The organism is Enterobacter sp. BIDMC93 (assembly GCF_001037805.1).
Taxonomy (GTDB): Bacteria; Pseudomonadota; Gammaproteobacteria; order Enterobacterales; family Enterobacteriaceae; genus Enterobacter; species Enterobacter hormaechei_C.
Genome location: NZ_KQ089962.1, coordinates 3650328 through 3675102, shown reverse-complemented (window position 1 = coordinate 3675102; position 24775 = coordinate 3650328). Strand labels below are relative to the sequence as shown.

At 58.9% G+C, this 24775-nt stretch carries 24 protein-coding genes and 1 riboswitch; of the genes, 16 read left to right on the top strand and 8 right to left on the bottom strand.

The window, feature by feature from the left end; all coding sequences use genetic code 11:
- Positions 1 to 37: 37 nt before the first annotated feature.
- Entirely contained in the window at positions 38 to 1321 is a 1284-nt protein-coding gene (locus SK58_RS17215) for a putative acyl-CoA thioester hydrolase (RefSeq protein WP_023296146.1), read from the bottom strand.
- A gap of 223 nt (positions 1322 to 1544) precedes the next feature.
- Here SK58_RS17215 and hutI point away from each other — a divergent pair, with 223 nt between their 5' ends.
- The 5 genes from hutI to hutH all read left to right on the top strand — a co-directional run bounded on the left by hutI (position 1545) and on the right by hutH (position 7790).
- Positions 1545 to 2768 (top strand): imidazolonepropionase, encoded by a 1224-nt coding sequence (gene hutI / locus SK58_RS17210; protein WP_032653016.1) that lies wholly within the window; start codon positions 1545 to 1547, stop codon positions 2766 to 2768.
- Positions 2765 to 3703 carry a formimidoylglutamase gene (gene hutG, locus SK58_RS17205; RefSeq protein ID WP_015571092.1) on the top strand — a complete coding sequence of 313 codons (939 nt, stop codon included), beginning with the start codon at positions 2765 to 2767 and terminating at the stop codon, positions 3701 to 3703. Before hutI ends, hutG begins: the two co-directional genes overlap by 4 nt.
- 19 nt (positions 3704 to 3722) lie before the next feature.
- The gene (locus SK58_RS17200; protein ID WP_017384945.1) at positions 3723 to 4457 is read left to right on the top strand and encodes a histidine utilization repressor; all 735 of its coding nucleotides are present in this window, start codon (positions 3723 to 3725) and stop codon (positions 4455 to 4457) included.
- A 127-nt stretch (positions 4458 to 4584) separates the two neighbouring features.
- On the top strand, positions 4585 to 6273 hold the full coding sequence (hutU, locus tag SK58_RS17195) for a urocanate hydratase (RefSeq protein WP_003858533.1): 1689 nt from the start codon (positions 4585 to 4587) through the stop codon (positions 6271 to 6273).
- The gene (gene hutH / locus SK58_RS17190; protein WP_015571090.1) at positions 6270 to 7790 is read left to right on the top strand and encodes a histidine ammonia-lyase; all 1521 of its coding nucleotides are present in this window, start codon (positions 6270 to 6272) and stop codon (positions 7788 to 7790) included. Before hutU ends, hutH begins: the two co-directional genes overlap by 4 nt.
- A gap of 84 nt (positions 7791 to 7874) precedes the next feature.
- Here the strand turns inward: hutH and SK58_RS17185 are convergent, their stop codons facing one another.
- The gene (locus SK58_RS17185; protein WP_047637491.1) at positions 7875 to 8351 is read right to left on the bottom strand and encodes a kinase inhibitor; all 477 of its coding nucleotides are present in this window, start codon (positions 8349 to 8351) and stop codon (positions 7875 to 7877) included.
- Between the two features lie 47 nt (positions 8352 to 8398).
- Positions 8399 to 9706, bottom strand: coding sequence for an adenosylmethionine--8-amino-7-oxononanoate transaminase (gene bioA, locus SK58_RS17180; protein WP_015571089.1), 1308 nt, complete (start codon positions 9704 to 9706; stop codon positions 8399 to 8401).
- Between the two features lie 68 nt (positions 9707 to 9774).
- On the opposite strand from bioA, the gene bioB reads away from it, so the two are divergent.
- From bioB to bioD, 4 genes are read left to right on the top strand one after another with little or no spacing between them, the layout of a single operon-like run.
- Positions 9775 to 10815 carry a biotin synthase BioB gene (gene bioB / locus SK58_RS17175; protein ID WP_017694116.1) on the top strand — a complete coding sequence of 347 codons (1041 nt, stop codon included), beginning with the start codon at positions 9775 to 9777 and terminating at the stop codon, positions 10813 to 10815.
- The gene (bioF, locus tag SK58_RS17170) at positions 10812 to 11969 is read left to right on the top strand and encodes an 8-amino-7-oxononanoate synthase (RefSeq protein ID WP_032653023.1); all 1158 of its coding nucleotides are present in this window, start codon (positions 10812 to 10814) and stop codon (positions 11967 to 11969) included. Before bioB ends, bioF begins: the two co-directional genes overlap by 4 nt.
- Positions 11953 to 12708: a malonyl-ACP O-methyltransferase BioC gene (bioC, locus tag SK58_RS17165; protein ID WP_015571087.1), complete on the top strand. Its 756-nt coding sequence runs from the start codon at positions 11953 to 11955 to the stop codon at positions 12706 to 12708. Before bioF ends, bioC begins: the two co-directional genes overlap by 17 nt.
- Entirely contained in the window at positions 12701 to 13402 is a 702-nt protein-coding gene (gene bioD / locus SK58_RS17160) for a dethiobiotin synthase (RefSeq protein WP_023303329.1), read from the top strand. The genes bioC and bioD overlap by 8 nt, the downstream gene beginning before the upstream one ends.
- On the opposite strand, the gene SK58_RS17155 is transcribed toward bioD, so the two are convergent.
- Entirely contained in the window at positions 13365 to 14087 is a 723-nt protein-coding gene (locus SK58_RS17155; protein WP_015571086.1) for an ABC transporter ATP-binding protein, read from the bottom strand. The two genes, bioD and SK58_RS17155, sit on opposite strands and share 38 nt — an antisense overlap.
- 748 nt (positions 14088 to 14835) lie before the next feature.
- Here SK58_RS17155 and uvrB point away from each other — a divergent pair.
- On the top strand, positions 14836 to 16851 hold the full coding sequence (gene uvrB / locus SK58_RS17150; protein WP_015571085.1) for an excinuclease ABC subunit UvrB: 2016 nt from the start codon (positions 14836 to 14838) through the stop codon (positions 16849 to 16851).
- 78 nt (positions 16852 to 16929) lie between these two features.
- On the opposite strand, the gene yvcK is transcribed toward uvrB, so the two are convergent.
- Positions 16930 to 17838, bottom strand: a complete 909-nt coding sequence (gene yvcK / locus SK58_RS17145) for a uridine diphosphate-N-acetylglucosamine-binding protein YvcK (protein ID WP_017384936.1) — start codon at positions 17836 to 17838, stop codon at positions 16930 to 16932.
- Between the two features lie 226 nt (positions 17839 to 18064).
- Positions 18065 to 18198: riboswitch (molybdenum cofactor riboswitch) on the top strand.
- Between yvcK and moaA the strand changes: the two genes are divergently transcribed.
- The 6 genes from moaA (at position 18186) to SK58_RS17115 (ending at position 21659) form a co-directional block, all read left to right on the top strand.
- Positions 18186 to 19175 carry a GTP 3',8-cyclase MoaA gene (moaA, locus tag SK58_RS17140; protein WP_017384935.1) on the top strand — a complete coding sequence of 330 codons (990 nt, stop codon included), beginning with the start codon at positions 18186 to 18188 and terminating at the stop codon, positions 19173 to 19175. Its footprint overlaps the riboswitch before it by 13 nt.
- A 24-nt stretch (positions 19176 to 19199) precedes the next feature.
- Entirely contained in the window at positions 19200 to 19712 is a 513-nt protein-coding gene (moaB, locus tag SK58_RS17135) for a molybdenum cofactor biosynthesis protein B (RefSeq protein WP_015571084.1), read from the top strand.
- A 3-nt stretch (positions 19713 to 19715) separates the two neighbouring features.
- Positions 19716 to 20201, top strand: coding sequence for a cyclic pyranopterin monophosphate synthase MoaC (gene moaC, locus SK58_RS17130; RefSeq protein WP_006809528.1), 486 nt, complete (start codon positions 19716 to 19718; stop codon positions 20199 to 20201).
- Positions 20194 to 20439 (top strand): molybdopterin synthase sulfur carrier subunit, encoded by a 246-nt coding sequence (gene moaD, locus SK58_RS17125; protein ID WP_003858510.1) that lies wholly within the window; start codon positions 20194 to 20196, stop codon positions 20437 to 20439. The genes moaC and moaD overlap by 8 nt, the downstream gene beginning before the upstream one ends.
- 1 nt (position 20440) lies before the next feature.
- Complete coding sequence (moaE, locus tag SK58_RS17120) at positions 20441 to 20893, top strand: molybdopterin synthase catalytic subunit MoaE (RefSeq protein WP_015571082.1); 453 nt, start codon at positions 20441 to 20443, stop codon at positions 20891 to 20893.
- A gap of 58 nt (positions 20894 to 20951) precedes the next feature.
- On the top strand, positions 20952 to 21659 hold the full coding sequence (locus SK58_RS17115; RefSeq protein WP_015571081.1) for a Bax inhibitor-1/YccA family protein: 708 nt from the start codon (positions 20952 to 20954) through the stop codon (positions 21657 to 21659).
- A 126-nt stretch (positions 21660 to 21785) separates the two neighbouring features.
- On the opposite strand, the gene SK58_RS17110 is transcribed toward SK58_RS17115, so the two are convergent.
- Genes SK58_RS17110 through SK58_RS17100 form a run of 3 tightly spaced genes read right to left on the bottom strand, consistent with a single transcriptional unit; the run spans position 21786 to position 24744 of the window.
- The gene (locus tag SK58_RS17110; protein WP_015571080.1) at positions 21786 to 22748 is read right to left on the bottom strand and encodes a lysylphosphatidylglycerol synthase domain-containing protein; all 963 of its coding nucleotides are present in this window, start codon (positions 22746 to 22748) and stop codon (positions 21786 to 21788) included.
- On the bottom strand, positions 22748 to 23986 hold the full coding sequence (clsB, locus tag SK58_RS17105) for a cardiolipin synthase ClsB (RefSeq protein ID WP_015571079.1): 1239 nt from the start codon (positions 23984 to 23986) through the stop codon (positions 22748 to 22750). The genes SK58_RS17110 and clsB overlap by 1 nt, the downstream gene beginning before the upstream one ends.
- The gene (locus SK58_RS17100) at positions 23983 to 24744 is read right to left on the bottom strand and encodes an endonuclease/exonuclease/phosphatase family protein (RefSeq protein WP_017384933.1); all 762 of its coding nucleotides are present in this window, start codon (positions 24742 to 24744) and stop codon (positions 23983 to 23985) included. The genes clsB and SK58_RS17100 overlap by 4 nt, the downstream gene beginning before the upstream one ends.
- Between the last annotated feature and the right edge of the window lie 31 nt (positions 24745 to 24775).

Genomic DNA, 24775 nt, shown 5'->3' with positions numbered 1-24775 from the left:
CCGGGTAAGGCGCAGCCGCCACCCGGCAGCAGGCATTTTACTGCTTCGGCTCAGCAACCACTTTGCTACCCAGACCGCGGTTGTTATATTCCCACATACGGTTAAAGTTAGCGTCATTCAGGTTACGCTGCACGTTGTCTTTCTCATCCACCGTGCCGGTGTTGCCGGAGAAAGGACGTTTCGAGATCGCCGCATCCGCCCACGGTTTTGCCATGTTAAAGCCTTCGTTAATCACGCTGTCGCGGATCACGACCTGGCCGTTAGTGGCGGAGTCCACGTCCAGAGAGCGACCAAGCTGCGCCACGCCATCGCCAGCAGCAGTAAAGCGGCTATTCACGGCCAGGAAGCCATAGAACAGGTTAGACTGCGTGGCCGGGGCAAAGACGTAACCTTCCTGCTGCGTACGTGAATTCACCACGCGGAAGTCGGTGTTATCAAATACCACCGCGCCGCGGCCAGAGACCATATCCACGTCGCCTTCAATGTAGCTGTTGGTGACCAGAGTACGCGTCAGACGGTTGTTCTGAAGGGTATTCTGCACGCCGCTGTTGGTCACGAAGAAGGTGTTCTGGCGGCCCAGGATATTGACGTTGTTAATCTGTACCTTGTCGCCATCGCTACGCAGCGCCACGGCCTGATGATTACCTGCGTCAACGCTGTCGCCCAGGGTGTTCTGAATGGTCAGGTTCTGCAATTGCAGGCCATTGTTCTGTGACCAGAATACCGCCGAACACATCACGCCAATGGTGGCGGCACGCTTGCGCTGGCAGTTATCAAACATATACCACGCCGGTTTACCTGGCATGTATTTACCGGCCGGGTTCACCAGATGGCGCCAGGTGGTGCTGTCGATCTCTGAATCAATCGCCAGGCCAATTTTTACGTCGACCGCTTTTTCGCCCAGGCCGTAAAGCGTAATGCTTCCCGGTGCCGCCGGAACATAAACGGTTCCTTCGTATTCACCCGGCAGGATGGCAATGTACTGACGAGATGCGCTGTGTTTGGTAATTGCGGCATCAACGGCTGCCTGAATAGAGGTGTGTGTAACGCCCTCTGCCCCGGCCGGGCCGACAACGAAGTCTGGCTGTTTCGGCAGGTTAATAGAAGAAGGCGTCCACGGGGCTGCATTGGGATCCATCGCCGAGAAATAGTGCGCACGGGTGAAGTTCTTCGCTTCAGCCGCTGACAGGATCGGACGGGAAGCGGTGCCCGGAGCAACCTGCTCAGAAGGTTGCTGATCCGGTGGTGTTGAACTGCAAGCGGATAAAGTCACGCCAAAGGCGAGTGCCAACGCCAGACGGGAAATCCTGGAAATATTCAAGGTAATGCTCCTGGGTATGCAAGTCTTATCTGGATAGACGAAATAGCCTGCTTTTTTATACTAAGTTGAGCGAAACGGGAAGATAAAAACCGGAAAAGTTGCATTTTTGCCCGCAGGCGACGGGAAAGTCATCACAAATAAATAACATTTTCCCCCAATGCGGTTGACAGCAGGCGGCAGATGAAAATAAATGTCTATACAACCCATGACAAGTGGAAGGCACATGCAGCAGCTTCATCCCGATGATGTGATATGGCGAAATGCGCGACTGGCAACCCTGGCGACAGGTGAGGCGGACCCCTACGGCCTGAGAGAACAACATGCCCTCGTTGTGCGCGGCCAGACGATTCTGGCCATTATTCCTGAATCCGAGATCCCCTCCGGGCATCGTCAGTGTGTCGATCTCGACGGGCGTCTGGTTACCCCCGGCCTGATCGATTGCCACACCCATCTGGTGTTCGGCGGCGATCGCGCAGCGGAATGGGAGCAACGGCTTAACGGCGTGTCATATCAGACCATTAGCGCGCAGGGCGGCGGAATTAACGCCACGGTCACGGCCACCCGCAACAGTTCGCCGGAAACGCTCCTGACGGTGGCGCAGCAGCGACTCCAGCGGCTGATGAATGAAGGCGTAACGACCGTTGAAATCAAATCGGGATACGGACTGAATGCCGAAGCCGAAGAGAAAATGCTGCTGGTTGCCCGCCAGCTCAGCCTGAATAATCTGGTCGATATCAGCCCGACGCTGCTGGCCGCGCACGCCGTTCCTGCCGAGTACCGACAGGATCCGGATGCCTATCTGGCGCTGGTCTGTGAGCAGATCATGCCCACGCTGTGGCAAAAAGAGTTATTTGAAGCGGTGGACGTGTTTTGTGAAAACGTCGGCTTTACCCCGGCGCAAACCGAGCGCCTGTTCCGGGCCGCCGCCGCGCTCGGGATCCCGGTAAAAGGGCATGTAGAACAACTGTCGAATCTCGGCGGCGCGGCGCTGGTCAGCCAGTATAAAGGGCTGTCGGCCGATCATATTGAGTATCTCGATGATTCAGGTATTCAGGCGATGGCGCAAAGCGGCACGGTGGCGGTATTGCTCCCCGGCGCGTTCTATTTTCTTCAGGAGCGCCAGCGTCCACCGGTGGCGCAGCTGAGAGAGCAGGGCGTGCCGATGGCGGTGGCTACCGACTACAATCCGGGCACCAGCCCGTTTGCCAGCCTGCATCTGGCAATGAACATGGCCTGCGTCCAGTTTGGCCTCACGCCGGAAGAGGCCTGGGCTGGCGTGACGCGGCATGCGGCGCAGGCGCTAGGACGTGGTGCGACGCACGGGCAGTTAAAGCCAGGTTATGTGGCTGATTTCGTCGTCTGGGAGGCGAATCATCCGGTTGAGATGGTTTACGAGCCGGGGCGGAATCCTATGTATCAACGCGTGTTTCGGGGGCAGGTAGCATGAAACTGTGGCATCCCGTCTCTCCGCAGGTCTGGCAGGGTCGTGACGACAGCGCCGAGTCCAGCACCGCGAAACGTCTCTTCCAGACCATACAGCAGCGCGAACACTTTTCTCCCGCGCCGTCAGGCATCGCCCTGCTGGGCTTTGAATGTGATGAAGGGGTTAAGCGTAACCAGGGCAGGCCCGGTGCTGCACAGGCGCCCGATGTGTTGCGTGGCGCGCTGGCGAATATGGCGAGCCATCAGGGGCATGCGCGCCTCGTGGATATGGGCGCTATTTATGTTGAAGGCCACGCGCTGGAGGCGGCACAGCAGGCGCTGAGCGAGGCCATAACCGCGTGCCAGCAATCCGGGATGCGTACTCTGGTTTTCGGTGGTGGACATGAAACCGCCTGGGCGCACGGGCGCGGCGTGCTGGACGCCTTTCCGAACGATCGCCTTGCGGTGATCAACCTGGATGCGCACCTCGATTTACGCAAGGCCGAACGGGCAACGTCCGGCACGCCGTTCCGCCAGCTGGCGCACTACTGCGCGTCTCAGTCGCGGGTGTTTCACTACGCCTGCCTGGGGGTAAGCCGTGCGGCGAATACTCAGGCGCTATGGGAGGAAGCTGAGCGGTTGAACGTGACGCTGGTTGAAGATCTCGATTTTCGCCGGGATGCGCTATCCGCGCTGGATAGCGTGCTTGCGCAGGCAGACCGGGTTTATCTCACCGTTGACCTCGATGTGCTGCCTGCCGCAGAAATGCCCGCCGTGTCCGCCCCTGCGGCGTTGGGGATCCCGGCGCTGGATCTGTTCCCGGTGATTGAGCGTATCTGCCGAAGCGGTAAACTACAGGCGGCGGATCTGGTGGAATTTAATCCGCACTACGATCGGGACGGACAGGGCGCTAAGCTCGCCGCCCGACTGGCCTGGCAAATTGCTCACTGGTGGGCATAACAACATTCAAGGAGTCATGATGTTTTCACGCTCGCCCCTGCCGCAGCCGAGCCCTCCCGCGCCTTTTTACGAAAAGGTGAAGCAGGCGATCAGCGAAAAAATCGCCGCCGGCGTCTGGCGCCCGCACGACCGCATTCCGTCCGAGGCCGAGCTGGTGGCGCAGTTTGGCTTTAGCCGAATGACCATCAACCGCGCACTGCGTGAACTGACCGATGAAGGGTTGCTGGTGCGTTTGCAGGGTGTCGGAACCTTTGTCGCCGAGCCAAAAGGACAGTCGGCGCTGTTTGAAATCCGCAGCATTGCCGATGAAATTGCCGCCCGCAACCATCAGCACCACTGCGAGGTGCTGGTGCTTGAAGAGACGCAGGCCAGCGCCGAACAGGCCATCGAGCTGAACGTTACCGAGGGCACCCGGATTTTCCATTCGGTGATGGTGCATTATGAGAACGACATTCCGGTCCAGATTGAAGATCGCTGCGTCAACGCGGAGCGGATACCGGATTACCTGAGCCAGGATTACACCCAAACCACACCGCATGCGTATCTCTCGCTCGTCGCCCCGCTGACGGAAGGGGAGCATATCGTGGAAGCCGTGCGCGCCACGCCGCAGGAGTGCGAGCTGTTGCGTATTAAAGAGCACGATCCCTGTCTGCTGATCCGCCGTCGTACCTGGTCGTCCTCGCAAATTGTGTCGCATGCGAAGCTGCTATTCCCGGGGAATCGCTACCGGTTGCAGGGCCACTTTATGTCATAAGTTTTATAAGCGTGATCGCTAACGCAATATAGCAAAATTGTATCTTTTTTGTTAAATCCGACCTTGTGTGTGCTTGTCTATACAAGTATATCTAAATGCATCACCTGTCCCTTATGAGGAACACACAATGTCGTCAGATAAATACCGCAAGCAGGATGTCCGCGCCGCGCGCGGCACCACGCTCACCGCAAAAAGCTGGCTCACCGAAGCACCGCTGCGCATGTTGATGAACAACCTTGATCCTGAGGTAGCAGAAAATCCCCACGAGCTGGTGGTCTACGGCGGCATTGGCCGCGCCGCGCGCAACTGGGCGTGCTATGACGCGATTGTTGAGTCTTTGACGAATCTCGAAAACGACGAAACGCTGCTGGTGCAATCCGGCAAACCGGTTGGCGTATTCAAAACCCATAAAAATGCGCCCCGCGTGCTGATTGCCAACTCCAACCTGGTGCCGCACTGGGCAACGTGGGAACACTTCAACGAGCTGGACGCAAAAGGGCTGGCCATGTACGGCCAGATGACCGCGGGTAGCTGGATCTACATCGGCAGCCAGGGGATTGTGCAGGGCACGTATGAAACCTTCGTGGAAGCGGGCCGTCAGCACTATAACGGATCACTGAAAGGCCGCTGGGTGCTCACCGCTGGACTGGGCGGCATGGGCGGCGCGCAGCCGCTGGCCGCGACGCTGGCGGGCGCGTGCTCCCTGAACATTGAGTGCCAGCAGAGCCGCATCGATTTCCGTCTGCGTACCCGCTATGTCGATGAACAGGCCGACAACCTCGATGACGCGCTGGCGCGCATCAAAAAGTACACCGCGGAAGGCAAAGCCGTGTCGGTTGCCCTGTGCGGCAACGCGGCGGATATTCTGCCGGAACTGGTGGCGCGCGGCGTCCGTCCGGATCTGGTCACCGACCAGACCAGCGCTCACGATCCGCTCCACGGCTATCTGCCAAAAGGCTGGACGTGGGAAGACTATCAGCAAAAAGCGGAAACCGATCCTGAGGGCACGGTACTGGCGGCCAAACGCGCCATGGCGGAACACGTCTCCGCGATGCTGGCCTTCAGTAAGATGGGTATTCCGACCTTTGATTACGGGAATAACATCCGCCAGATGGCGAAAGAGATGGGGGTGAATAACGCCTTTGACTTCCCCGGCTTCGTGCCCGCCTATATTCGTCCGCTGTTCTGCCGCGGCATTGGGCCGTTCCGCTGGGTTGCCCTGTCCGGCGACCCGGAGGATATCTACAAAACTGACGCCAGAGTGAAAGAGATTGTCGCCGACGACGAACACCTGCACCGCTGGCTGGATATGGCGCGCGAACGCATTAACTTCCAGGGCCTGCCGGCGCGTATCTGCTGGGTCGGGCTGGAGTGGCGGCAAAAACTCGGCCTCGCCTTTAACGAAATGGTGCGCAGCGGCGAAGTCTCCGCGCCGATCGTCATTGGCCGCGACCACCTGGACTCCGGCTCTGTCGCCAGTCCGAACCGTGAAACCGAAGCCATGCGCGACGGCTCGGATGCGGTCTCCGACTGGCCGCTGCTGAATGCCCTGCTGAACACCGCCAGCGGCGCGACCTGGGTATCGCTGCACCACGGCGGCGGCGTCGGGATGGGCTTCTCCCAGCACTCCGGGATGGTCATCGTCTGTGACGGAACTGATGAAGCGGCCGCGCGTATCGCTCGCGTGCTGCACAACGACCCGGCAACCGGCGTGATGCGTCACGCGGATGCGGGTTACGAGATTGCCATTGATTGTGCCAAAGAGCAGGGCCTGAACCTGCCGATGATCCCCGCCACACAAGGAAAGCCTGCATGAACGCGTTAACACTTACTCCCGGCTCGCTGACGCTCAAACAGCTGCGTCACGTCTGGCGTCAGCCGGTGACACTCTCCCTTGATGAAAGCGCCCACCGTGCCATTAACGACAGCGTGGCCTGCGTGGAGGCGATTGTGGCGGAGGGGCGCACCGCCTACGGCATCAATACCGGGTTTGGCCTGCTGGCGCAGACCCGCATCGCCACGCACGATCTGGAGAATTTACAGCGTTCGCTGGTGCTGTCGCACGCGGCGGGGGTTGGCCAGCCGCTGGACGATGAGATCGTCCGCCTGATGATGGTGTTGAAAATCAACAGTCTGGCGCGTGGGTTTTCCGGCATTCGTCTGAGCGTGATCCAGGCGCTGATGGCGCTGGTCAATGCGGAAGTTTATCCGTGGATCCCGGCGAAGGGCTCCGTCGGCGCCTCCGGCGATCTGGCGCCACTGGCGCATATGTCGCTGCTCCTGCTGGGTGAAGGCCAGGCGCGCTGGCAAGGGGAGTGGCTGCCTGCGAAAGAGGCGCTGAAAAAAGCTGGCTTAACGCCGATCACCCTCGCGGCAAAAGAGGGGCTGGCGCTGCTCAACGGCACGCAGGCGTCGACCGCGTTCGCGCTGCGCGGTCTGTTTGAAGCGGAAGATCTGTTCGCCTCGGCGGTGGTGTGCGGTGCACTGACCACTGAGGCGGTGCTCGGCTCGCGTCGTCCGTTCGATGCCCGCATCCACGAGGTGCGCGGCCAGCGCGGTCAGATTGATGCCGCCGCCATGTACCGCCACGTACTTACCGATACCAGCGACATTGCCGATTCGCATCACAACTGTGAGAAGGTGCAGGATCCGTATTCCCTGCGCTGCCAGCCGCAGGTGATGGGCGCATGCCTGACGCAGCTGCGCCAGGCGGCAGAAGTGCTGCTGGTGGAGGCCAATGCGGTGTCCGATAACCCACTGGTATTTGCTCAGGAAAATGAGGTGGTTTCTGGCGGTAACTTCCACGCCGAGCCGGTGGCGATGGCCGCAGATAATATCGCCCTGGCGATTGCCGAAATCGGGGCGTTGTCTGAGCGTCGAATCGCGCTGATGATGGATAAGCACATGTCCCAGCTGCCGCCATTCCTGGTGCGCAACGGCGGCGTGAACTCGGGCTTCATGATAGCCCAGGTCACCGCCGCGGCACTGGCAAGCGAGAACAAAGCCCTGTCGCATCCGCACAGCGTGGACAGCCTGCCAACCTCAGCCAACCAGGAAGATCACGTTTCGATGGCCCCGGCTGCCGGGCGTCGTCTGTGGGAGATGGCCTCTAACACCCGCGGCGTGCTGGCGGTGGAGTGGCTGGCGGCGTGTCAGGGTATTGATTTGCGCGAAGGGCTAAAATCCAGCCCGCTGCTGGAGCAGGCGCGCCAGGAACTGCGCGAGCACGTTACGCACTACGATGACGACCGCTTCTTTGCGCCGGATATTGATAAGGCGATGCAACTTCTGGAGGAAGGACGGCTGGTGGGGCTGTTACCTTCGGTGCTGTGATTTTATGCCCGGTGGCGCTGCGCTTACCGGGCCTACGAGTGCGAAATGTAGGCCGGGTAAGGCGTAGCCGACACCCGGCTTTTTTTACGAATACATCGCCGTAATCGACGCGCTGCCCAGCGAATGGAAATGCACGTTAAAGCCTACCATCGCGCCGCTCGCCCCTTCGTCGACCTCAATCTTGTCCACATCCAGCGCGTGCACGGTGAAGATATAGCGGTGCGTTTCCCCTTTTGGCGGCGCCGCGCCGCCGTAGCCCGCTTTGCCAAAGTCAGTGCGCGTCTGAATCGCACCGTCAGGCAGAGCGACCAGATTGGAACCGGAGCCCTGCGGCAGCACGCGCGTGTCGGCGGGCAGGTTTGCCACGATCCAGTGCCACCAGCCCGACCCGGTTGGCGCATCCGGATCGTAGCAGGTCACGACAAAACTTTTGGTTCCCGCTGGCACATCGTCCCACGCCAGATGGGGAGAGATATTATCCCCCTGATAACCCATCCCGTTAAACACGTGACGTTCCGGCAGCTTTTCGCCGTCGCGCAAATCTTTACTGATGATTTTCATCCGATTTCCCTCGTTACTCACTCATTCAGAAAGTGTAACGCATGGGGTTAAATCGCGAAATGCGCTGAAGTGTTAACGGCTTCAACCACTGCCCCGGTCAGCTTGCGGAGCTGATCCGCAGAAATGCTGTACGGCGGCATGAGGTAAATCAGCTTACCGAAAGGTCGCACCCACACGCCCTGGTCAACGAAGAAGCGCTGCAACGCGGCCATGTTCACCGGATGCGTTGTCTCGATTACCCCAATGGCGCCCAGTACGCGGACGTCCGCGACGTATTCCGCCTCCGCCGCCGCGCTTAACTGCTGCTTCAGCTGCGCCTCAATCGCCGCCACCTGCGTCTGCCATGCGCCGCTTTCCAGAATGGCGAGGCTTTCGCTTGCCACGGCGCAGGCCAGCGGGTTGCCCATAAACGTCGGGCCGTGCATAAAGCAGCCCGCGTCGCCGTCGCTGATGGTATCGGCAACCTGGCGGGTGGTAAGCGTGGCGGAGAGCGTCATGGTGCCGCCGGTGAGCGCTTTCCCCAGGCACAGAATATCCGGCGCGATCCCCGCATGCTCGCAGGCGAACAATTTCCCGGTGCGGCCAAAGCCGGTGGCGATCTCATCGGCAATCAACAGGATCCCTTCGCGGTCGCACATCTTCCGAATGCGCTTCAGCCACTCGGGATGGTACATCCGCATTCCGCCCGCGCCCTGCACAATCGGTTCGAGAATAACGGCGGCAATCTCGTGGCGATGGGCCGCCATCAGCCGCGCGAAGCCCACCATGTCCATCTCGTTCCATTCGCCGTCGAAGCGGCTCTGCGGGGCTGGCGCAAACAGGTTTTCCGGCAGATAGCCTTTCCACAGGCTGTGCATGGAGTTGTCCGGATCACATACCGACATCGCGCCGAAAGTGTCGCCGTGATAGCCGTTGCGGAAGGTAAGGAACCGCTGGCGCGTTTCGCCCTTCGCATGCCAGTACTGCAACGCCATTTTCATCGCCACTTCCACGGCCACCGAGCCGGAGTCGGCCAGGAAAACGCACTCCAGCGATTCAGGCGTCATCGCTACCAGGCGACGGCATAAATCCACCGCGGGCTGATGCGTGATCCCGCCAAACATCACGTGTGACATCTGGTCAATCTGCGCTTTCATCGCCGCGTTCAGTCGCGGGTGGTTGTAGCCATGGATCGCCGCCCACCAGGAGGACATCCCGTCAACAAGCCGCTCGCCGCTGGCAAGATGCAGCTCGCAGCCGTGGGCCGAGGCTACCGGATAGACGGGAAGGGGGCGGGTCGTGGAGGTGTAAGGGTGCCAGATATGCTGCTTGTCGAAGGCGAGATCGTCCTGGGTCATAATCGACTTGTAAACCATTTTGAAAAGTTTTAGGTTTACAAGTATAAACCGAACCGACAATTAACAAAACCCTTTGGAGAAGCCCGATGGCTCACCACGCACGCTGGACGATGTCGCAAGTCACTGAATTATTCAACAAACCTTTCCTGGAGCTGATGTTTGAGGCGCAACAGGTGCACCGCCAGCACTTCGATCCGCGTCATGTTCAGGTCAGCACGCTGCTGTCGATCAAAACCGGGGCTTGCCCGGAAGACTGCAAATATTGCCCGCAAAGCGCGCGCTATAAAACCGGTCTCGAATCCGAGCGCCTGATGGAAGTCGAGCAAGTGCTCGACTCCGCGCGCAAGGCCAAAAACGCTGGCTCGACCCGCTTCTGCATGGGCGCGGCGTGGAAAAATCCGCATGACCGCGACATGCCCTATCTGGAGCAGATGGTGAAGGGGGTGAAGGCGATGGGGCTTGAAGCCTGCATGACCCTGGGTACGCTGAACGAAGAGCAGGCGCAGCGTCTCTCGGCGGCGGGGCTGGATTACTATAACCACAACCTCGATACCTCGCCGGAATTCTACGGCAACATCATCACCACGCGCACCTATCAGGAGCGTCTGGACACGCTGGATAAAGTGCGTGATGCGGGGATCAAGGTCTGTTCCGGCGGGATCGTGGGACTGGGCGAGACGGTAAAAGATCGTGCCGGCCTGCTGTTACAGCTGGCAAACCTGCCGACCCCGCCGGAAAGCGTGCCCATCAACATGCTGGTGAAGGTAAAAGGGACGCCGCTGGCGGATAACGAGGACGTGGATGCCTTCGATTTCATCCGCACCATCGCGGTGGCGCGCATCATGATGCCGACCTCTTACGTTCGCCTCTCTGCCGGTCGCGAGCAGATGAGCGAGCAGACCCAGGCGATGTGCTTCATGGCCGGGGCCAACTCCATCTTCTACGGCTGCAAACTGCTGACCACGCCAAACCCGGAAGAGGACAAAGATGTCCAGCTGTTCCGCAAGCTGGGGCTGAACCCACACCAGACCGAGGTACAGGCGGGGGATAACGAGCAACAGCAGCAGCTGGAGCAGCAGATTTTTAACGCCGACACCGACCAGTTCTACAACGCGGCAGCCGTATGACCTGGCAGGCACGTATCAGGACCGCGCTCGACGAGCGGCGGGCGGCGGATGCGTTTCGGGTGCGCAGGGTAGTGGAAAACGGTGCAGGCCGTTTTCTCTCCCGGGAAGGAGAGCGGTTCTGTAATTTCTCCAGCAACGATTATCTGGGCCTGAGCCAGCACCCGCAGATCGTTCGCGCCTGGCAGCAGGGCGCGGATCGTTACGGCGTGGGCAGCGGTGGCTCCGGGCACGTCAGCGGCTACACCACGGCGCATCAGGCGCTGGAGGAAGAGCTGGCCGACTGGCTGGGCTACCCGCGGGCGCTGCTGTTTATCTCCGGTTTTGCCGCGAATCAGGCGGTGATTGCCGCCCTGATGGGCAAAGACGACCGCATCACCGCGGACCGCCTGAGCCACGCGTCCCTGCTTGAAGCGGCCAGTCTCAGCCCGGCGCAGCTGCGGCGTTTTGCCCATAACGATGCCTCTCAGCTGAACGTCCTGCTGGGTAAACCCTGTTCAGGGCTTCAGCTGGCGGTGACGGAAGGGGTATTCAGCATGGACGGCGACAGCGCGCCGCTTGCCACTTTGCATGACGTCGCAAAACAGCAGAACGCCTGGCTGCTGGTCGACGATGCCCACGGCATTGGCGTCACCGGCGAGGAGGGGCGCGGAAGCGCGCACCAGCAACGCGTCAGGCCGGAACTGCTGGTAGTCACTTTCGGCAAAGGCTTTGGCGTCAGCGGCGCCGCGGTGTTGTGCAGCGAGCCGGTGGCCGATTACCTGGTGCAGTTCGCCCGGCACCTGATCTACAGCACCAGCATGCCCCCGGCGCAGGCCGTGGCGCTCTCTGCGTCGCTTGCGGTGATCCGCGGCGAAGACGGCGCTGAACGCCGGGCGCGCCTGGCCGACCATATTCAGCGTTTTCGCCGGGGGGTAAGCGCACTGCCTTACCGGCTTACCGACTCGCACAGCGCCATTCAGCCCGTGATTGTGGGTGAAAACCATCGGGCGCTGATGCTGGCACAGGCGCTACGAGAACGCGGGCAGTGGGTCACGGCGATCCGCCCACCCACCGTGCCGCCAGGCACCGCGCGCTTGCGTCTGACGCTCACGGCAGCGCACGAGCCGCAGGATATCGATACGCTTCTGGAGGCACTGTATGTCTCCTGTCAATAAACAGGCCGTTGCCGCCGCGTTTGGCCGGGCAGCGCAAAGCTATTCACAGCACGATGAGCTGCAACGCCTGAGCGCCCGCGGGCTGCTGGCCGCGCTCGGTGAGGGGCGTTTTGCGCAGGTGCTCGACGCTGGCTGCGGGCCTGGCGGCAATAGCCGCTACTGGCGCGCAACGGGTAGCCACGTCACGGCGCTGGATTTATCCGCGCAGATGCTGGATGAGGCCCGCCAGCAGCAGTCAGCAGACCGTTATCTGGTGGCCGATATCGAGGCCATCCCGCTGGAGGATGCGCTGTTTGACCTTGTCTGGAGCCATCTGGCGGTGCAGTGGTGCGCCAGCCTGCCGCAGGCCCTACGCGAGCTATACCGCGTGGCGCGGCCCGGCGGAGCGGTGGCCTTTACCACCCTGCTGGAAAGTTCGTTGCCAGAGCTGAATCAGGCGTGGAGGGCAGTGGATGCGCAGCCGCACGCCAACCGGTTTCTCTCGCACCAACAGGTCACTCAGGCGCTGGCAGGCTGGCGCTATCGCAGCGTGGTCCAGACCGTCACCCTCGAATTTAGCGATGCGTTAAGCGCCATGCGATCGCTTAAGGGCATAGGCGCGACGCACCTGCACGCCGGACGGGAGAAGAAACCCCTTACCCGTGGCCAACTCCAGCGTCTCGAGCTGGCCTGGCCGCAGGAGCGGGGCCGGTTCCCGCTCTCTTATCATCTTTTTCATGGGATTATTGAACGTGACTGAACGTTATTTTGTTACCGGCACGGACACTGAAGTCGGTAAAACGGTTGCCAGCGCCGCGCTGTTGCAGGCGGCGCGTCTGCTGGGGAAAACAACGGCCGGGTATAAGCCCGTAGCCTCCGGCAGCGAGATGACGCCGGAAGGCTTACGTAATACCGATGCGCTGGCGCTACAGCGTAACAGCAGCCTTACGCTGGCCTATTCTGCGGTGAACCCCTATACCTTTGCTGAACCCACCTCGCCGCACATCGTCAGCGTCGATGAAGATCGTCCGATTGATTTTTCGGTGCTCTCTTCCGGGTTACGCGTCCTGGAAACGCAGGCCGACTGGGTGCTGGTGGAGGGGGCTGGCGGCTGGTTTACCCCGCTGTCCGACGAGCAGACATTTGCTGACTGGGTGCAGGCCGAGCAGCTTCCGGTCATTCTGGTGGTTGGCGTGAAGCTTGGCTGTATCAATCACGCCATGCTGACCGCCCAGGCCGTGCAGCAGGCCGGGTTGCGTCTGGCAGGGTGGATTGCCAATGACGTGGTAGCGCCGGGTAAACGTCATGCTGAGTATCTGGCGACGCTGAAGCGGGTGCTGCCTGCGCCGTTTCTCGGCGAGATCCCGTGGCTTGCCGACGGCGCAGAGCAGGCGGAAACCGGACGCTATCTCGACCTCAGCGCCTTATGTCCCGCGCCATCCAGTGCGCAATAAGGTCGTCATCCAGCTCGTTAACGTGGCCCTGTGCCACGTTACGTCCGCGATAGAGCATGCAGAAACGATCCGCTACCCGGCGGATAAACGACAGCTGTTGCTCCGCTAACAGCACCGTCATTCCCAGCTCCCGATTCAACCGCACCAGCAACTGCCCCAGCCTGCGCGCGAAACCGTGCCCTGCGCCATGCATGGGCTCATCCAGAATCAACACGCGCGGACGATTAACCAGCGCACTGGCGAGGGCCAGCTGATACTGGTCGTCAGGGGACAGCGCAGAGGCACGGCTCTGTCGCAGCGGATAGAGCTCCGGAAACAGGGCATACACGTCACTTTTTGATGCCGGATCGGGTTTCCCCGTCGCCCGCATAGCGATATGCAGATTTTCATCGACGGTGAGCTGGGAAAATATTCGCCGATCCTGCGGGACGTAGCCTATCGTCGGCGGCGCCGGGAATGCTGACGCAGGGTTGAGCAAGTTATGCGGCGGCGCGCCAGCCTCATGCCAGATGATGGTGCCGCTCTCGACGGGTACCTTTCCGGTAATGCAGTTCATAAGCGTGGATTTGCCCATGCCAGGCAGGCCAACAATGCCCGTACAGATGCCTTGCGGGAAATCGATATTCACGTTCCATAGCGTATGTTGGCTTCCGTAAAACTGATTTACAGCACGCAGACTCAACATCTTTCTCTCCTTAAAAATGTGTGGGGTGATGCACAGAGTGATGTCTGCAAAACGCCTGCCAGGAACTTCATAATGATTAAAAAAAGGCCATTTTTAGGAATAACTCACTATCAAAAGCTGAACGTTTATACGAATTGCACACTCCCGGTGCTGCGTATGTCGAATTGTGGTGCAGGAGAAATGACAGAATTGTGATTAAGATCTCGCCAGTCGCTTATGAAAAAATGAACGTTTTCCAGGCAAAAAAGAGTGATAAAAATTTTTTACTGCCGCTTCGTGGGAAAAACCGGGAATTTGCTGGAGTGCATGCTGTACGGGCTGGAGGCAGTTATCCACTATTCCTGTGGATAACCTTGTGCATTAGAGTTAGAAAACCCGCGATAAGCGAGAGAATACGCGGGTTACAACCAAATTGATGCGAAACGCGGCTTAATAAATTAGTCTTTATTTTTTAACGAATTAGATAAAAGCAATTCCCTCAACGCCAGCGAGACCTGTTGCCATAAAACTTTCATAACCGCCCTTGACAAATGTTAAAAAAGTAATAGTTCTGGGGATAACCCCCTGAGGCTGGTGTTTTATTTTGTCACAGTCGAAATTTGGCTCGCGAACGCACTAATCCTCTCTGCGCTACGCTAAATATCCTGACACGCTACTGGTTTTTCATCCAGTGTTTTTTACTGGCAATCCTGGCCACAACGAGTAAAATTACTCACCTGCCGCTTATTCTGTCATCAGGTCGTCGCCCATGAGTAAACCGTTTAAACTGAATTCTGCTTTCCGTCCTTCCGGGGATCAGCCCGAGGCTATTCGTCGCCTGGAAGAGGGGCTGGAGGACGGGCTGGCGCACCAGACCCTGCTGGGGGTTACCGGTTCGGGCAAAACCTTCACCATTGCCAACGTCATTGCCGATCTCCAGCGTCCGACGATGGTTCTCGCGCCGAACAAAACGCTGGCGGCGCAGCTGTATGGTGAGATGAAAGAGTTCTTCCCGGAAAACGCGGTGGAGTATTTCGTCTCCTACTACGACTACTACCAGCCGGAAGCCTACGTTCCCAGCTCCGACACGTTTATCGAGAAAGATGCCTCGGTGAACGAACATATCGAGCAGATGCGTTTGTCGGCGACCAAGGCGCTGCTGGAGCGTCGTGATGTGGTGGTGGTGGCCTCGGTGTCGGCGATCTACGGCCTGGGCGATCCGGATCTCTATCTCAAGATGATGCTGCACCTGACGCAGGGGATGATCATCGATCAGCGTGCGATTTTGCGCCGTCTGGCGGAGTTGCAGTACACCCGTAACGATCAGGCGTTCCAGCGCGGGACCTTCCGCGTGCGCGGCGAGGTGATTGATATCTTCCCGGCGGAGTCGGACGATATGGCGCTGCGCGTGGAGCTGTTCGACGAAGAGGTTGAACGCCTGTCGCTGTTCGATCCGTTGACCGGTCACGTCGAGTCGGTGATCCAGCGCTTCACCATCTACCCGAAAACGCACTATGTAACGCCGCGCGAGCGTATTGTGCAGGCGATGGAAGAGATCAAAACCGAGCTGGCGGACCGCCGCAAGGTGCTGCTGGCGAACAATAAGCTGCTGGAAGAGCAGCGCCTGAGCCAGCGTACCCAGTTCGATCTGGAGATGATGAACGAGTTGGGCTACTGCTCCGGCATCGAAAACTACTCGCGCTACCTCTCCGGGCGCGGGCCGGGCGAAGCGCCGCCGACGCTGTTTGACTACCTTCCGGCGGACGGCCTGCTGGTGATCGACGAATCCCACGTTACGATCCCCCAGATCGGCGGGATGTACCGCGGTGACCGCGCGCGTAAAGAGACGCTGGTGGAGTACGGGTTCCGACTGCCGTCAGCGCTGGACAACCGTCCGATGAAGTTTGAAGAATTTGAGGCGCTTGCTCCGCAGACCATCTACGTATCGGCCACGCCGGGCAACTACGAGCTGGAAAAATCCGGTGATGACGTGGTGGACCAGGTGGTGCGTCCGACCGGGCTGCTGGATCCGATTATCGAGGTGCGTCCGGTGGCGACGCAGGTGGACGATCTGCTCTCGGAAATACGTGCCCGCTCCGCCATCAACGAGCGCGTGCTGGTTACCACGCTCACCAAACGTATGGCGGAAGATTTGACGGAGTATCTGGAAGAACACGGCGAGAAGGTGCGGTATCTGCACTCGGATATCGATACCGTGGAGCGTATGGAGATCATCCGCGATCTGCGTCTGGGCGAGTTCGACGTGCTGGTCGGCATTAACCTTCTGCGAGAAGGGCTGGATATGCCTGAGGTGTCGCTGGTGGCGATTCTGGACGCGGACAAAGAGGGCTTCCTGCGTTCCGAGCGCTCGCTGATCCAGACCATTGGCCGCGCCGCGCGTAACGTCAACGGGAAGGCGATCCTGTACGGGGATAAAATCACCCCGTCGATGGCCAAAGCGATTGGCGAAACGGAACGTCGTCGCGAGAAGCAGCAGCGCTACAACGAAGAGCACGGCATCACGCCGCAGGGGTTGAACAAGAAGGTGGTGGATATCCTGGCGCTGGGTCAGAACATTGCGAAGACCAAAGCGAAAGGCCGCGGCAAGGCCCGTTCAGTGGTGGAAGAGGATACCGTCGCGCTGACGCCGAAAGCGTTACAGCAGAAGATCCACGAGCTGGAAGGGCAGATGATGCAGCATGCGCAGAACCTGGAGTTCGAAGAGGCCGCGCAAATCCGCGATCAGCTGCATCAGCTGCGGGATCTGTTTATTGCGGCATCGTAGTTTTTTGCCCGGTGGCGTTTTCGCCCTCTCCCTGTGGGAGAGGGCCGGGGTGAGGGCATCAGGCCGCACAAAACGAACCTAACCTAATGCCTGAATCGCCTTCTCCAGCGCCTCGCGCAGCAAATGGCGGTCGTGGCGATATTTAATATCGCTGGCTTCCAGCGGCTCCTGCACCACCACGCGATCGCCAATCCCCGATACATCCACTTTCGGCCCGACCACGACACCATCGATAATTTTCTTACCAACGTACTGTTCCATCAGGTCCAGCTTATCCGCCAGCGACAGGCTTGCCGCCGCCGGGCTGAGTTCGCGGCCTAAATTACCGATATAGACCATGGGCGCAGGCGTTCTGCGCAGCGCCTGCGCCAGCTCTTTCACCAGCAGGATCGGCATCAGGCTGGTATAAAAACTTCCCGGCCCAATCAGGATCAGATCGGCCTCGGCAATCGCTTCTACCGCTTCACGCGTTGCGGGTACGCTGGGGTAGGTCATCAGCTCTTTTGGCGGAAGAAGAAGCTGGTCGATATTCACTTCACCATACACTTCGTGATCGTCGGCATCGATCGCCATTAAATCCACCGGCTGTTCAGACATCGGGATCAGGAATGCATCCACCTTTAACAGGTTACGAATTAAATTGATCGCTTCCAGAGGGCGCACGCTCAGGTGATCCAGCGCCTTTAACATCAGATTTCCAAGGTTATGGCCTGAAAGTTCACCATTCCCGCCAAAACGGTACTCAAACATCGCCGAGGCCACGCTAGGCTCCGTGATAAGCTGGTTGAGGCAATTGCGCATGTCACCCCAGGCAATCCCGCCTTCAGCGCGTCGGATCCGCCCGGTTGAGCCGCCGTTGTCCGTTGTTGTCACGATGCCAGTCAGGCGCGAGCCCAGTGACGATAACGACGACATCACGCGTCCCAGACCGTGACCTCCGCCAAGAGCGACCACACGGTCCAGATCCGCAAAAGTGCGATTGCGCATACCTATTCCTTATCCTGTTAAGCTTGCGTCACAGTAACGCAACTACTCCTAAAAGACGATGCCTCTCACAAACCATAATGACGTATATCAATGCGAAAGCGCTGTTTTTGCGTATTCTGTAGTGAAAATGCACGATAACATCGTTATATATAAATTTATATAGCGAAAAGCGACAATGGCGAAGTGGCGATTTCCACGCTACTATCGCCATAACCCCGTTTTCAAAACTGAAAACATACACTCTAGCCCTGGCGCCTGTGTCGAGAGATATGGCGCCCTGGCCGTGGCGGATTTGCCACCAGGGTACAGAAAGAAATGACTGTGCCTCCCGATCTGGAAAGGTGTACATGGCTTCACAACTTACTGATGCTTTCGCGCGTAAGTTTTTCTACTTACGTTTGTCGATTACCGACGTGTGTAACTTCCGTTGCACCTACTGCCTGCCCGATGGCTACAAGCCGGGCAGCGTCACCAATAATGGCTTTCTCTCCGTGGATGAAGTACGCCGCGTCACGCGCGCGTTCTCTGAACTTGGCACGGAAAAAGTGCGTCTTACCGGGGGAGAGCCCTCCCTGCGCCGTGATTTCCCTGACATCATTGCCGCCGTGCGTGAAAACGAACGTATCCGCCAGATCGCGGTGACCACCAACGGTTACCGCATGGCGCGTGACGTGGCGAACTGGCGCGATGCGGGGCTGACGGCGATCAACGTCAGCGTCGATAGCCTGGACGCCCGTCAGTTCCACGCCATTACCGGCCAGGATAAGTTCCAGCAGGTGATGGACGGCATCGATGCCGCGTTCACCGCCGGTTTCGACAAGGTCAAAGTCAATACCGTGTTGATGCGTGATGTGAACCACCATCAGCTGGACACTTTCCTGGCGTGGATCAAACCGCGCCGCATTCAACTGCGTTTTATTGAGCTGATGGAGACCGGGGAGGGCAGTGAGCTGTTCCGTCGCCATCATATCTCCGGCATGGTTCTGCGCGACGAACTGCTGAAACGCGGCTGGATCCACCAGATCCGCCAGCGCAGCGATGGCCCGGCGCAGGTCTTTTGTCATCCGGATTATGAAGGCGAAATCGGCCTGATCATGCCCTATGAAAAAGACTTCTGTGCCAGCTGCAACCGCCTGCGCGTCTCCTCCGTCGGCAAGCTCCATCTTTGCCTGTTCGGGGATGGCGGCGTCGATCTGCGCGATTTGCTGGAAGATGACGCCCAGCAGGACGCGCTTGAAGCACGTATTTCCGAGGCGCTGACGCACAAAAAGCAGACCCATTTCCTGCATCAGGGCAACACCGGCATTACTCAGAACCTGTCCTATATCGGCGGGTAATCAGGCTTTAGAAGGAACCAGAAGATGAGTCAGGTAAGCGCGGAATTTATCCCGACACGCATTGCTATTCTTACCGTTTCCGAACGTCGTGGTGAAGAGGATGATACCTCTGGCCACTGGCTGCGCGAGGCGGCACACGAAGCCGGACACCAGATTGTTGATAAAGCGATCGTCAAAGAAAACCGTTACGCCATTCGCGCTCAGGTCTCACAGTGGATTGCGGGTGATGACGTCCAGGTGGTGCTGATCACTGGCGGTACCGGCTTTACCGCAGGCGACCAGGCGCCGGAAGCGCTGCTCCCGCTGTTCGATCGCGAAGTGGAAGGCTTCGGCGAAGTGTTCCGCATGCTCTCGTTTGAAGAGATTGGCACCTCTACGCTTCAGTCCCGTGCCGTCGCGGGGGTGGCGAACAAGACGCTGATCTTCGCCATGCCGGGGTCGACCAAAGCCTGCCGCACCGCGTGGGAAAACATTATTGCCCCGCAGCTGGATGCCCGTACCCGTCCGTGTAATTTCCATCCCCATTTAAAGAAATAAGCTATGTCACAACTGACCCACATTAACGCCGCTGGCGAAGCGCATATGGTGGATGTCTCCGCCAAAGCCGAAACGGTGCGCGAGGCGCGTGCTGAAGCGTTCGTCACCATGCTGCCGGAGACGCTGGCGATGATTATCGACGGTAGCCATCACAAGGGTGATGTGTTTGCCACCGCCCGCATCGCCGGTATTCAGGCCGCTAAACGTACCTGGGACCTCATCCCGCTCTGCCATCCGCTGATGCTCAGCAAAGTGGAGGTAAATTTGCAGGCACAGCCGGAGCATAACCGCGTGCGTATCGAGTCCCTGTGCCGCTTAACCGGGAAAACCGGCGTGGAGATGGAGGCGTTGACGGCGGCCTCCGTGGCGGCGCTGACCATCTACGACATGTGTAAAGCGGTACAGAAAGATATGGTGATTGGCCCGGTGCGTCTGCTGGCAAAAAGCGGCGGCAAATCCGGTGATTTTAAGGTGGAAAGCCATGATTAAGGTGCTCTTTTTTGCCCAGGTCCGTGAGCTGGTCAATACCGACAGCCTGACGCTGGACGGCTCTTTCGAAAATGTCGCCGCCCTGCGTGCGCATCTGGCGGCGCAAGGCGACCGCTGGGCGCTGGCGCTGGACGAAGGCAAACTGCTGGCCGCCGTGAACCAGACGCTGGTGGAGTTGACCCACCCGCTGGCCGATGGGGACGAAGTGGCCTTCTTCCCGCCGGTCACAGGGGGTTAAGATGACGGAAACCCGAATTCTGGTCGGCCATGAGCGTTTTAACGTGGGCACGGAATATGACTGGCTGGCCGGGCGCGACGAAGACGGCGCGGTCGTGACGTTTACCGGGAAAGTGCGTAATCATAATCTCGGCGACAGCGTAAAAGCGCTGACGCTGGAGCACTATCCGGGAATGACCGAAAAATCGCTGGCGGCCATTGTGGAAGAGGCGCGAGGCCGCTGGCCACTAGGGCGCGTTACGGTTATCCATCGCATCGGCGAAATGTGGCCCGGCGAAGAGATTGTGTTTGTCGGCGTCACCAGCGCCCATCGCGGGAGTGCTTTTGCGGCGGGGGAGTTCATCATGGATTACCTTAAAACCAAAGCGCCGTTCTGGAAGCGTGAAGCGACGCCGGAAGGTGAGCGCTGGGTGGAATCACGCGACAGCGATAAACATGCCGCCAGCCGTTGGTAGTTGGTTTACGCGGATGTGTTACTCTTAACGTGTGTGTTTACTTAATCAGGAGTGAATCATGGACCGATTTCCGCGTTCCGATTCGATAGTTCAGCAGACCCGTAGCGGGCTGCAAACCTACATGGCTCAGGTGTATGGCTGGATGACGGTTGGCCTGCTGCTTACCGCGTTTATCGCGTGGTATGCGGCAAATACGCCTGAACTGATGATGTTTATCTTCTCAAGCAAAATCACCTTCTTTGGGCTGATTATTGCGCAACTGGCGCTGGTGTTCGTGCTCTCCGGGCTGGTGCACAAGCTCAGCGCGGGTATGGCGACCACGCTGTTTATGCTCTATTCGGCGCTGACCGGGCTGACGCTTTCCAGTATTTTCATCGTTTACACCTACTCTTCCATCGCCAGCACGTTTGTGGTGACCGGCGGGATGTTCGGTGTGATGAGCCTGTACGGTTACACCACCAAACGTGACCTGAGCGGCTTCGGCAACATGCTGTTTATGGGGCTGATTGGGATTGTGCTGGCGTCGCTGGTGAACCTGTGGCTGAAGAGTGACGCGCTGATGTGGGCGGTGACCTATATCGGGGTGGTGATCTTCGTGGGCTTAACCGCTTACGATACCCAGAAGCTGAAAAACATCGGTGAACAAATTGATGTTCGCGACAGTTCAAACCTGCGCAAATACTCGATTCTGGGCGCGCTGACGCTTTATCTGGACTTCATCAACCTGTTCCTGATGCTGCTGCGTATCTTCGGCAACCGTCGCTAGTTATTTCCCCCTCACCCTAACCCTCTCCCTCAGGGAGAGGGGATTGCACGGTGCGGGCTTTTCTCCCTCTCCCCGTGGGAGAGGGCCGGGGTGAGGGCATCAGACCGCAGCGCTACCCGACACAACTCACTTCGCCAACATCCTCTCGTTCTTCGCGCGCAGCTTCTTCGCCCGACTCTCCAGCACCAGATAACAGACCGTTGCCAGCGCCAGCGGCAGGAAGTAGTAGATCATGCGGTACGCGAGCAGGGCGGCGATAATCGTCCCGTGAGACACATGCTCCCCCGCAAGCAGCGCGATAAACACCGCCTCCAGTACGCCAATACCCGCCGGAATATGCACAATCACCCCGGCAATACTGCTTACCAGCAGCACGCCCAGCACGAAGAAGTAGTTCACATCTTCGCCAATCAACAGCCAGATAATGGCCCCCATCGCCATCCAGTTAGCGCTGGAAACCACCATTTGCAGGACGGCAAACTTCCATGACGGCAGCACCAGCTTCTGGCCTTTAATGGTCATGTGACGACGTTTGGCAAAGGCGCAGGCCCACAGGTAGGCGGCGATGATCAGCAGCAGTACGATGCCCAGGATGCGCAGGGTAGCCTCATCGATGTACCAGTGCGCAGGCAACTGCACCACGCCGATGGTGAAAATCACCCCGCCCAGCAGGATATACCCCAGCCAGTTGGTGGTGATGCTTAAGGAGAAAATACGCGTGATGGTGCCGCCCGGTAAGCCAAGGCGGGAGTACAGGCGATAGCGCATACCAATCCCGCCCACCCAGGTGCTCAGCGTCAGGTTAAAGGCATAGCAGATGAATGACACCAGCATAACCTGCCGTTTGGCAAGCTTATGCCCGCAGTAGGCACGTCCCAGCAGGTCATAGCAGCCGTACATCAGGTAGCTCACAATCACCAGCCCAACGGCCCCCAGCAGGACTGTCCGGTTGTAGTTGCGAATAACTTTCCACACCTCTTCCCAGTCCACCTTTTGGGCATACACCACCAGCAGGACCGCGACGGCAATGAAGAACAGCCAGGTCAGGATTTTTTTCGCCAGCCGCCAGCGAGGATGAGATTTCGACATCAGGTTTTCCCTCCATCTTCCGCCTCTACGCGGTCCTGGGTTTCCATTTCGGGTTGCACAGGCGGATCCACCAGCGCCAGTTTCGGCGTATGCGCGGGCAGCCAGCCCACCATGGCCGGGAAGTGGCGCAGGAAGTGGAACACCACCACGCCGATGCCCACGTTCCACCAGCTCCGTTTTGGCACCATAGACTCATCCACACGCACGCAGTCTTTATTGATAAGTCCCTGAAGGTTATCGCGCAGGGTCTGATTAAACTGGCGATCGTGGATGATCAGGTTCGCTTCCAGATTGAGCGATAAGCTCAGCGGATCGAGGTTGCTGGAGCCAACGGTCGCCCAGTGGTCATCCATCACGGCGACTTTGCCGTGCAGCGGGCGGCGGCGATATTCATAGATCTGCACGCCGCTTTTGACCAGATAGCGATAGAGCAGACGCGCGCCGACCTTCACAATCGGCATATCGGGCTCACCCTGCACGATAAGCTTCACGCTCACGCCGCGTCGGGCCGCGTTGCGCATGGCGTGCAAAATCCGGTAACCAGGGAAGAAATAGGCGTTGGCGATAATCACCTCGCGCTTCGCGTTCGCCAGCATCTTCAGGTAATGACGCTCGATATCGTCCCGGTGCTCCTCGTTATCCCGCCAGACGAACAGCGCCTGCGCCTCGCCGGGCTTGCGGTTCTCTTCCGGGCGATGACGGCGTCGCCACCAGCGGCGAGCGGCCTCTTTGCCGGGTAAGTTTTCCAGCACGAACAGCTGGATGTCCTGAACCACCGGTCCTTCGATACGGATCGCGTAGTCCTGTTTAGCTTCGGGACCGTAATCCGACATATGCTCGGCGGAGTAGTTAATGCCGCCAACGAAGGCCACCGTTTCATCCACCACCACAATTTTGCGGTGCATTCGACGGAACAGGTTGGTGCGCATGCCGAACAGACGCGGGCCGGGATCGTAATAGCGGAACACCACCCCTGCGGCGGTGAGCTCGTTAACAAATTCGTCGCTGAGATCCGGCGAACCATATCCGTCGAGCAGAACCTCGATTTTTACACCGCGACGGGCGGCATGCAGCAGTGCGCTGTGCAACTGCCTGCCCACGTCGTCTTCAAACCAGATAAACGTTTCGAGAAAGACTTTCTGCTGTGCGTGGCTAATCGCCTCAAAAACCGCCGGATAAAAGTTATCGCCATTTTCCAGCAGCGTAATACGGTTACCTTCCTGCCATGTGCATTTCATAAGTGGATCTCCGCGCTGAGTGGGGCATGGTCGGAGAGATGTCGCCAGTTGAGTAAAGCCAGCGCCGTCGGGCTGCTGGCGTGGGCATTTTTTACGTAAATGCGGTCAAGGCGCAGCAGGGGGAAGCGCACCGGAAACGTCCGCGCGGGACGACCGCGTGAGCGGGTAAAGATCTCCTCCAGCCCCGCCTTCACCTTCAGCGGATGGTTGGCCCGCTGTCGCCAGTCGTTGAAATCACCGGCCACCACTACGGGCTCGCCCTCCGGCAGCGCATTGGTCCAGTCTGCCAGCATCTGTAGCTGGGCCTGACGGTGGGCTTCACGCAGGCCAAGATGAACACAGCCCACATGAATGGGAAAATCGAGCGCCGGGGGGGTGATACGACAGTATAACAGCCCGCGTTTTTCGCTCTCGCCAACGGAGACGTCGCGGTTCTCATAATGCTCGATAGGAAAACGCGACAGCACCGCGTTACCGTGATGCCCCTCCGGGTAGACCGCATTGCGCCCGTAGGCGTAATCGCTCCACATGGTATCCGCCAGAAACTCGTAGTGGGGCGTGTCGGGCCAGTTTTCGAAATGCATAGGGTGCACTTCGTGCGCGCCCATGACCTCCTGGAGGCAGACAATATCGGCGCTGACGGTGCGTACCGCGTCGCGCAGCTCCGGTAAAATGAAGCGGCGGTTAAATGCTGTGAAGCCCTTATGAATGTTTATCGTCAGCACCTTAAGCGAGAAATGCTGCGTTTTTTTGCTCATAAACACCTTCCTGGGTGACTATCCCGATGAA

Bases quoted from the DNA above. Each gene is read 5' to 3' on its own strand.
- hutI (WP_032653016.1), top strand. From the start codon at position 1,545: ATGCAGCAGCTTCATCCCGATGATGTGATATGGCGAAATGCGCGACTG.
- hutG (WP_015571092.1), top strand. From the start codon at position 2,765: ATGAAACTGTGGCATCCCGTCTCTCCGCAGGTCTGGCAGGGTCGTGAC.
- SK58_RS17200 (WP_017384945.1), top strand. From the start codon at position 3,723: ATGTTTTCACGCTCGCCCCTGCCGCAGCCGAGCCCTCCCGCGCCTTTT.
- hutU (WP_003858533.1), top strand. From the start codon at position 4,585: ATGTCGTCAGATAAATACCGCAAGCAGGATGTCCGCGCCGCGCGCGGC.
- hutH (WP_015571090.1), top strand. From the start codon at position 6,270: ATGAACGCGTTAACACTTACTCCCGGCTCGCTGACGCTCAAACAGCTG.
- SK58_RS17185 (WP_047637491.1), bottom strand. From the start codon at position 8,351: ATGAAAATCATCAGTAAAGATTTGCGCGACGGCGAAAAGCTGCCGGAA.
- bioA (WP_015571089.1), bottom strand. From the start codon at position 9,706: ATGGTTTACAAGTCGATTATGACCCAGGACGATCTCGCCTTCGACAAG.
- bioB (WP_017694116.1), top strand. From the start codon at position 9,775: ATGGCTCACCACGCACGCTGGACGATGTCGCAAGTCACTGAATTATTC.
- bioF (WP_032653023.1), top strand. From the start codon at position 10,812: ATGACCTGGCAGGCACGTATCAGGACCGCGCTCGACGAGCGGCGGGCG.
- bioC (WP_015571087.1), top strand. From the start codon at position 11,953: ATGTCTCCTGTCAATAAACAGGCCGTTGCCGCCGCGTTTGGCCGGGCA.
- SK58_RS17155 (WP_015571086.1), bottom strand. From the start codon at position 14,087: ATGTTGAGTCTGCGTGCTGTAAATCAGTTTTACGGAAGCCAACATACG.
- uvrB (WP_015571085.1), top strand. From the start codon at position 14,836: ATGAGTAAACCGTTTAAACTGAATTCTGCTTTCCGTCCTTCCGGGGAT.
- yvcK (WP_017384936.1), bottom strand. From the start codon at position 17,838: ATGCGCAATCGCACTTTTGCGGATCTGGACCGTGTGGTCGCTCTTGGC.
- moaA (WP_017384935.1), top strand. From the start codon at position 18,186: ATGGCTTCACAACTTACTGATGCTTTCGCGCGTAAGTTTTTCTACTTA.
- moaB (WP_015571084.1), top strand. From the start codon at position 19,200: ATGAGTCAGGTAAGCGCGGAATTTATCCCGACACGCATTGCTATTCTT.
- moaC (WP_006809528.1), top strand. From the start codon at position 19,716: ATGTCACAACTGACCCACATTAACGCCGCTGGCGAAGCGCATATGGTG.
- moaD (WP_003858510.1), top strand. From the start codon at position 20,194: ATGATTAAGGTGCTCTTTTTTGCCCAGGTCCGTGAGCTGGTCAATACC.
- moaE (WP_015571082.1), top strand. From the start codon at position 20,441: ATGACGGAAACCCGAATTCTGGTCGGCCATGAGCGTTTTAACGTGGGC.
- SK58_RS17115 (WP_015571081.1), top strand. From the start codon at position 20,952: ATGGACCGATTTCCGCGTTCCGATTCGATAGTTCAGCAGACCCGTAGC.
- SK58_RS17110 (WP_015571080.1), bottom strand. From the start codon at position 22,748: ATGTCGAAATCTCATCCTCGCTGGCGGCTGGCGAAAAAAATCCTGACC.
- clsB (WP_015571079.1), bottom strand. From the start codon at position 23,986: ATGAAATGCACATGGCAGGAAGGTAACCGTATTACGCTGCTGGAAAAT.
- SK58_RS17100 (WP_017384933.1), bottom strand. From the start codon at position 24,744: ATGAGCAAAAAAACGCAGCATTTCTCGCTTAAGGTGCTGACGATAAAC.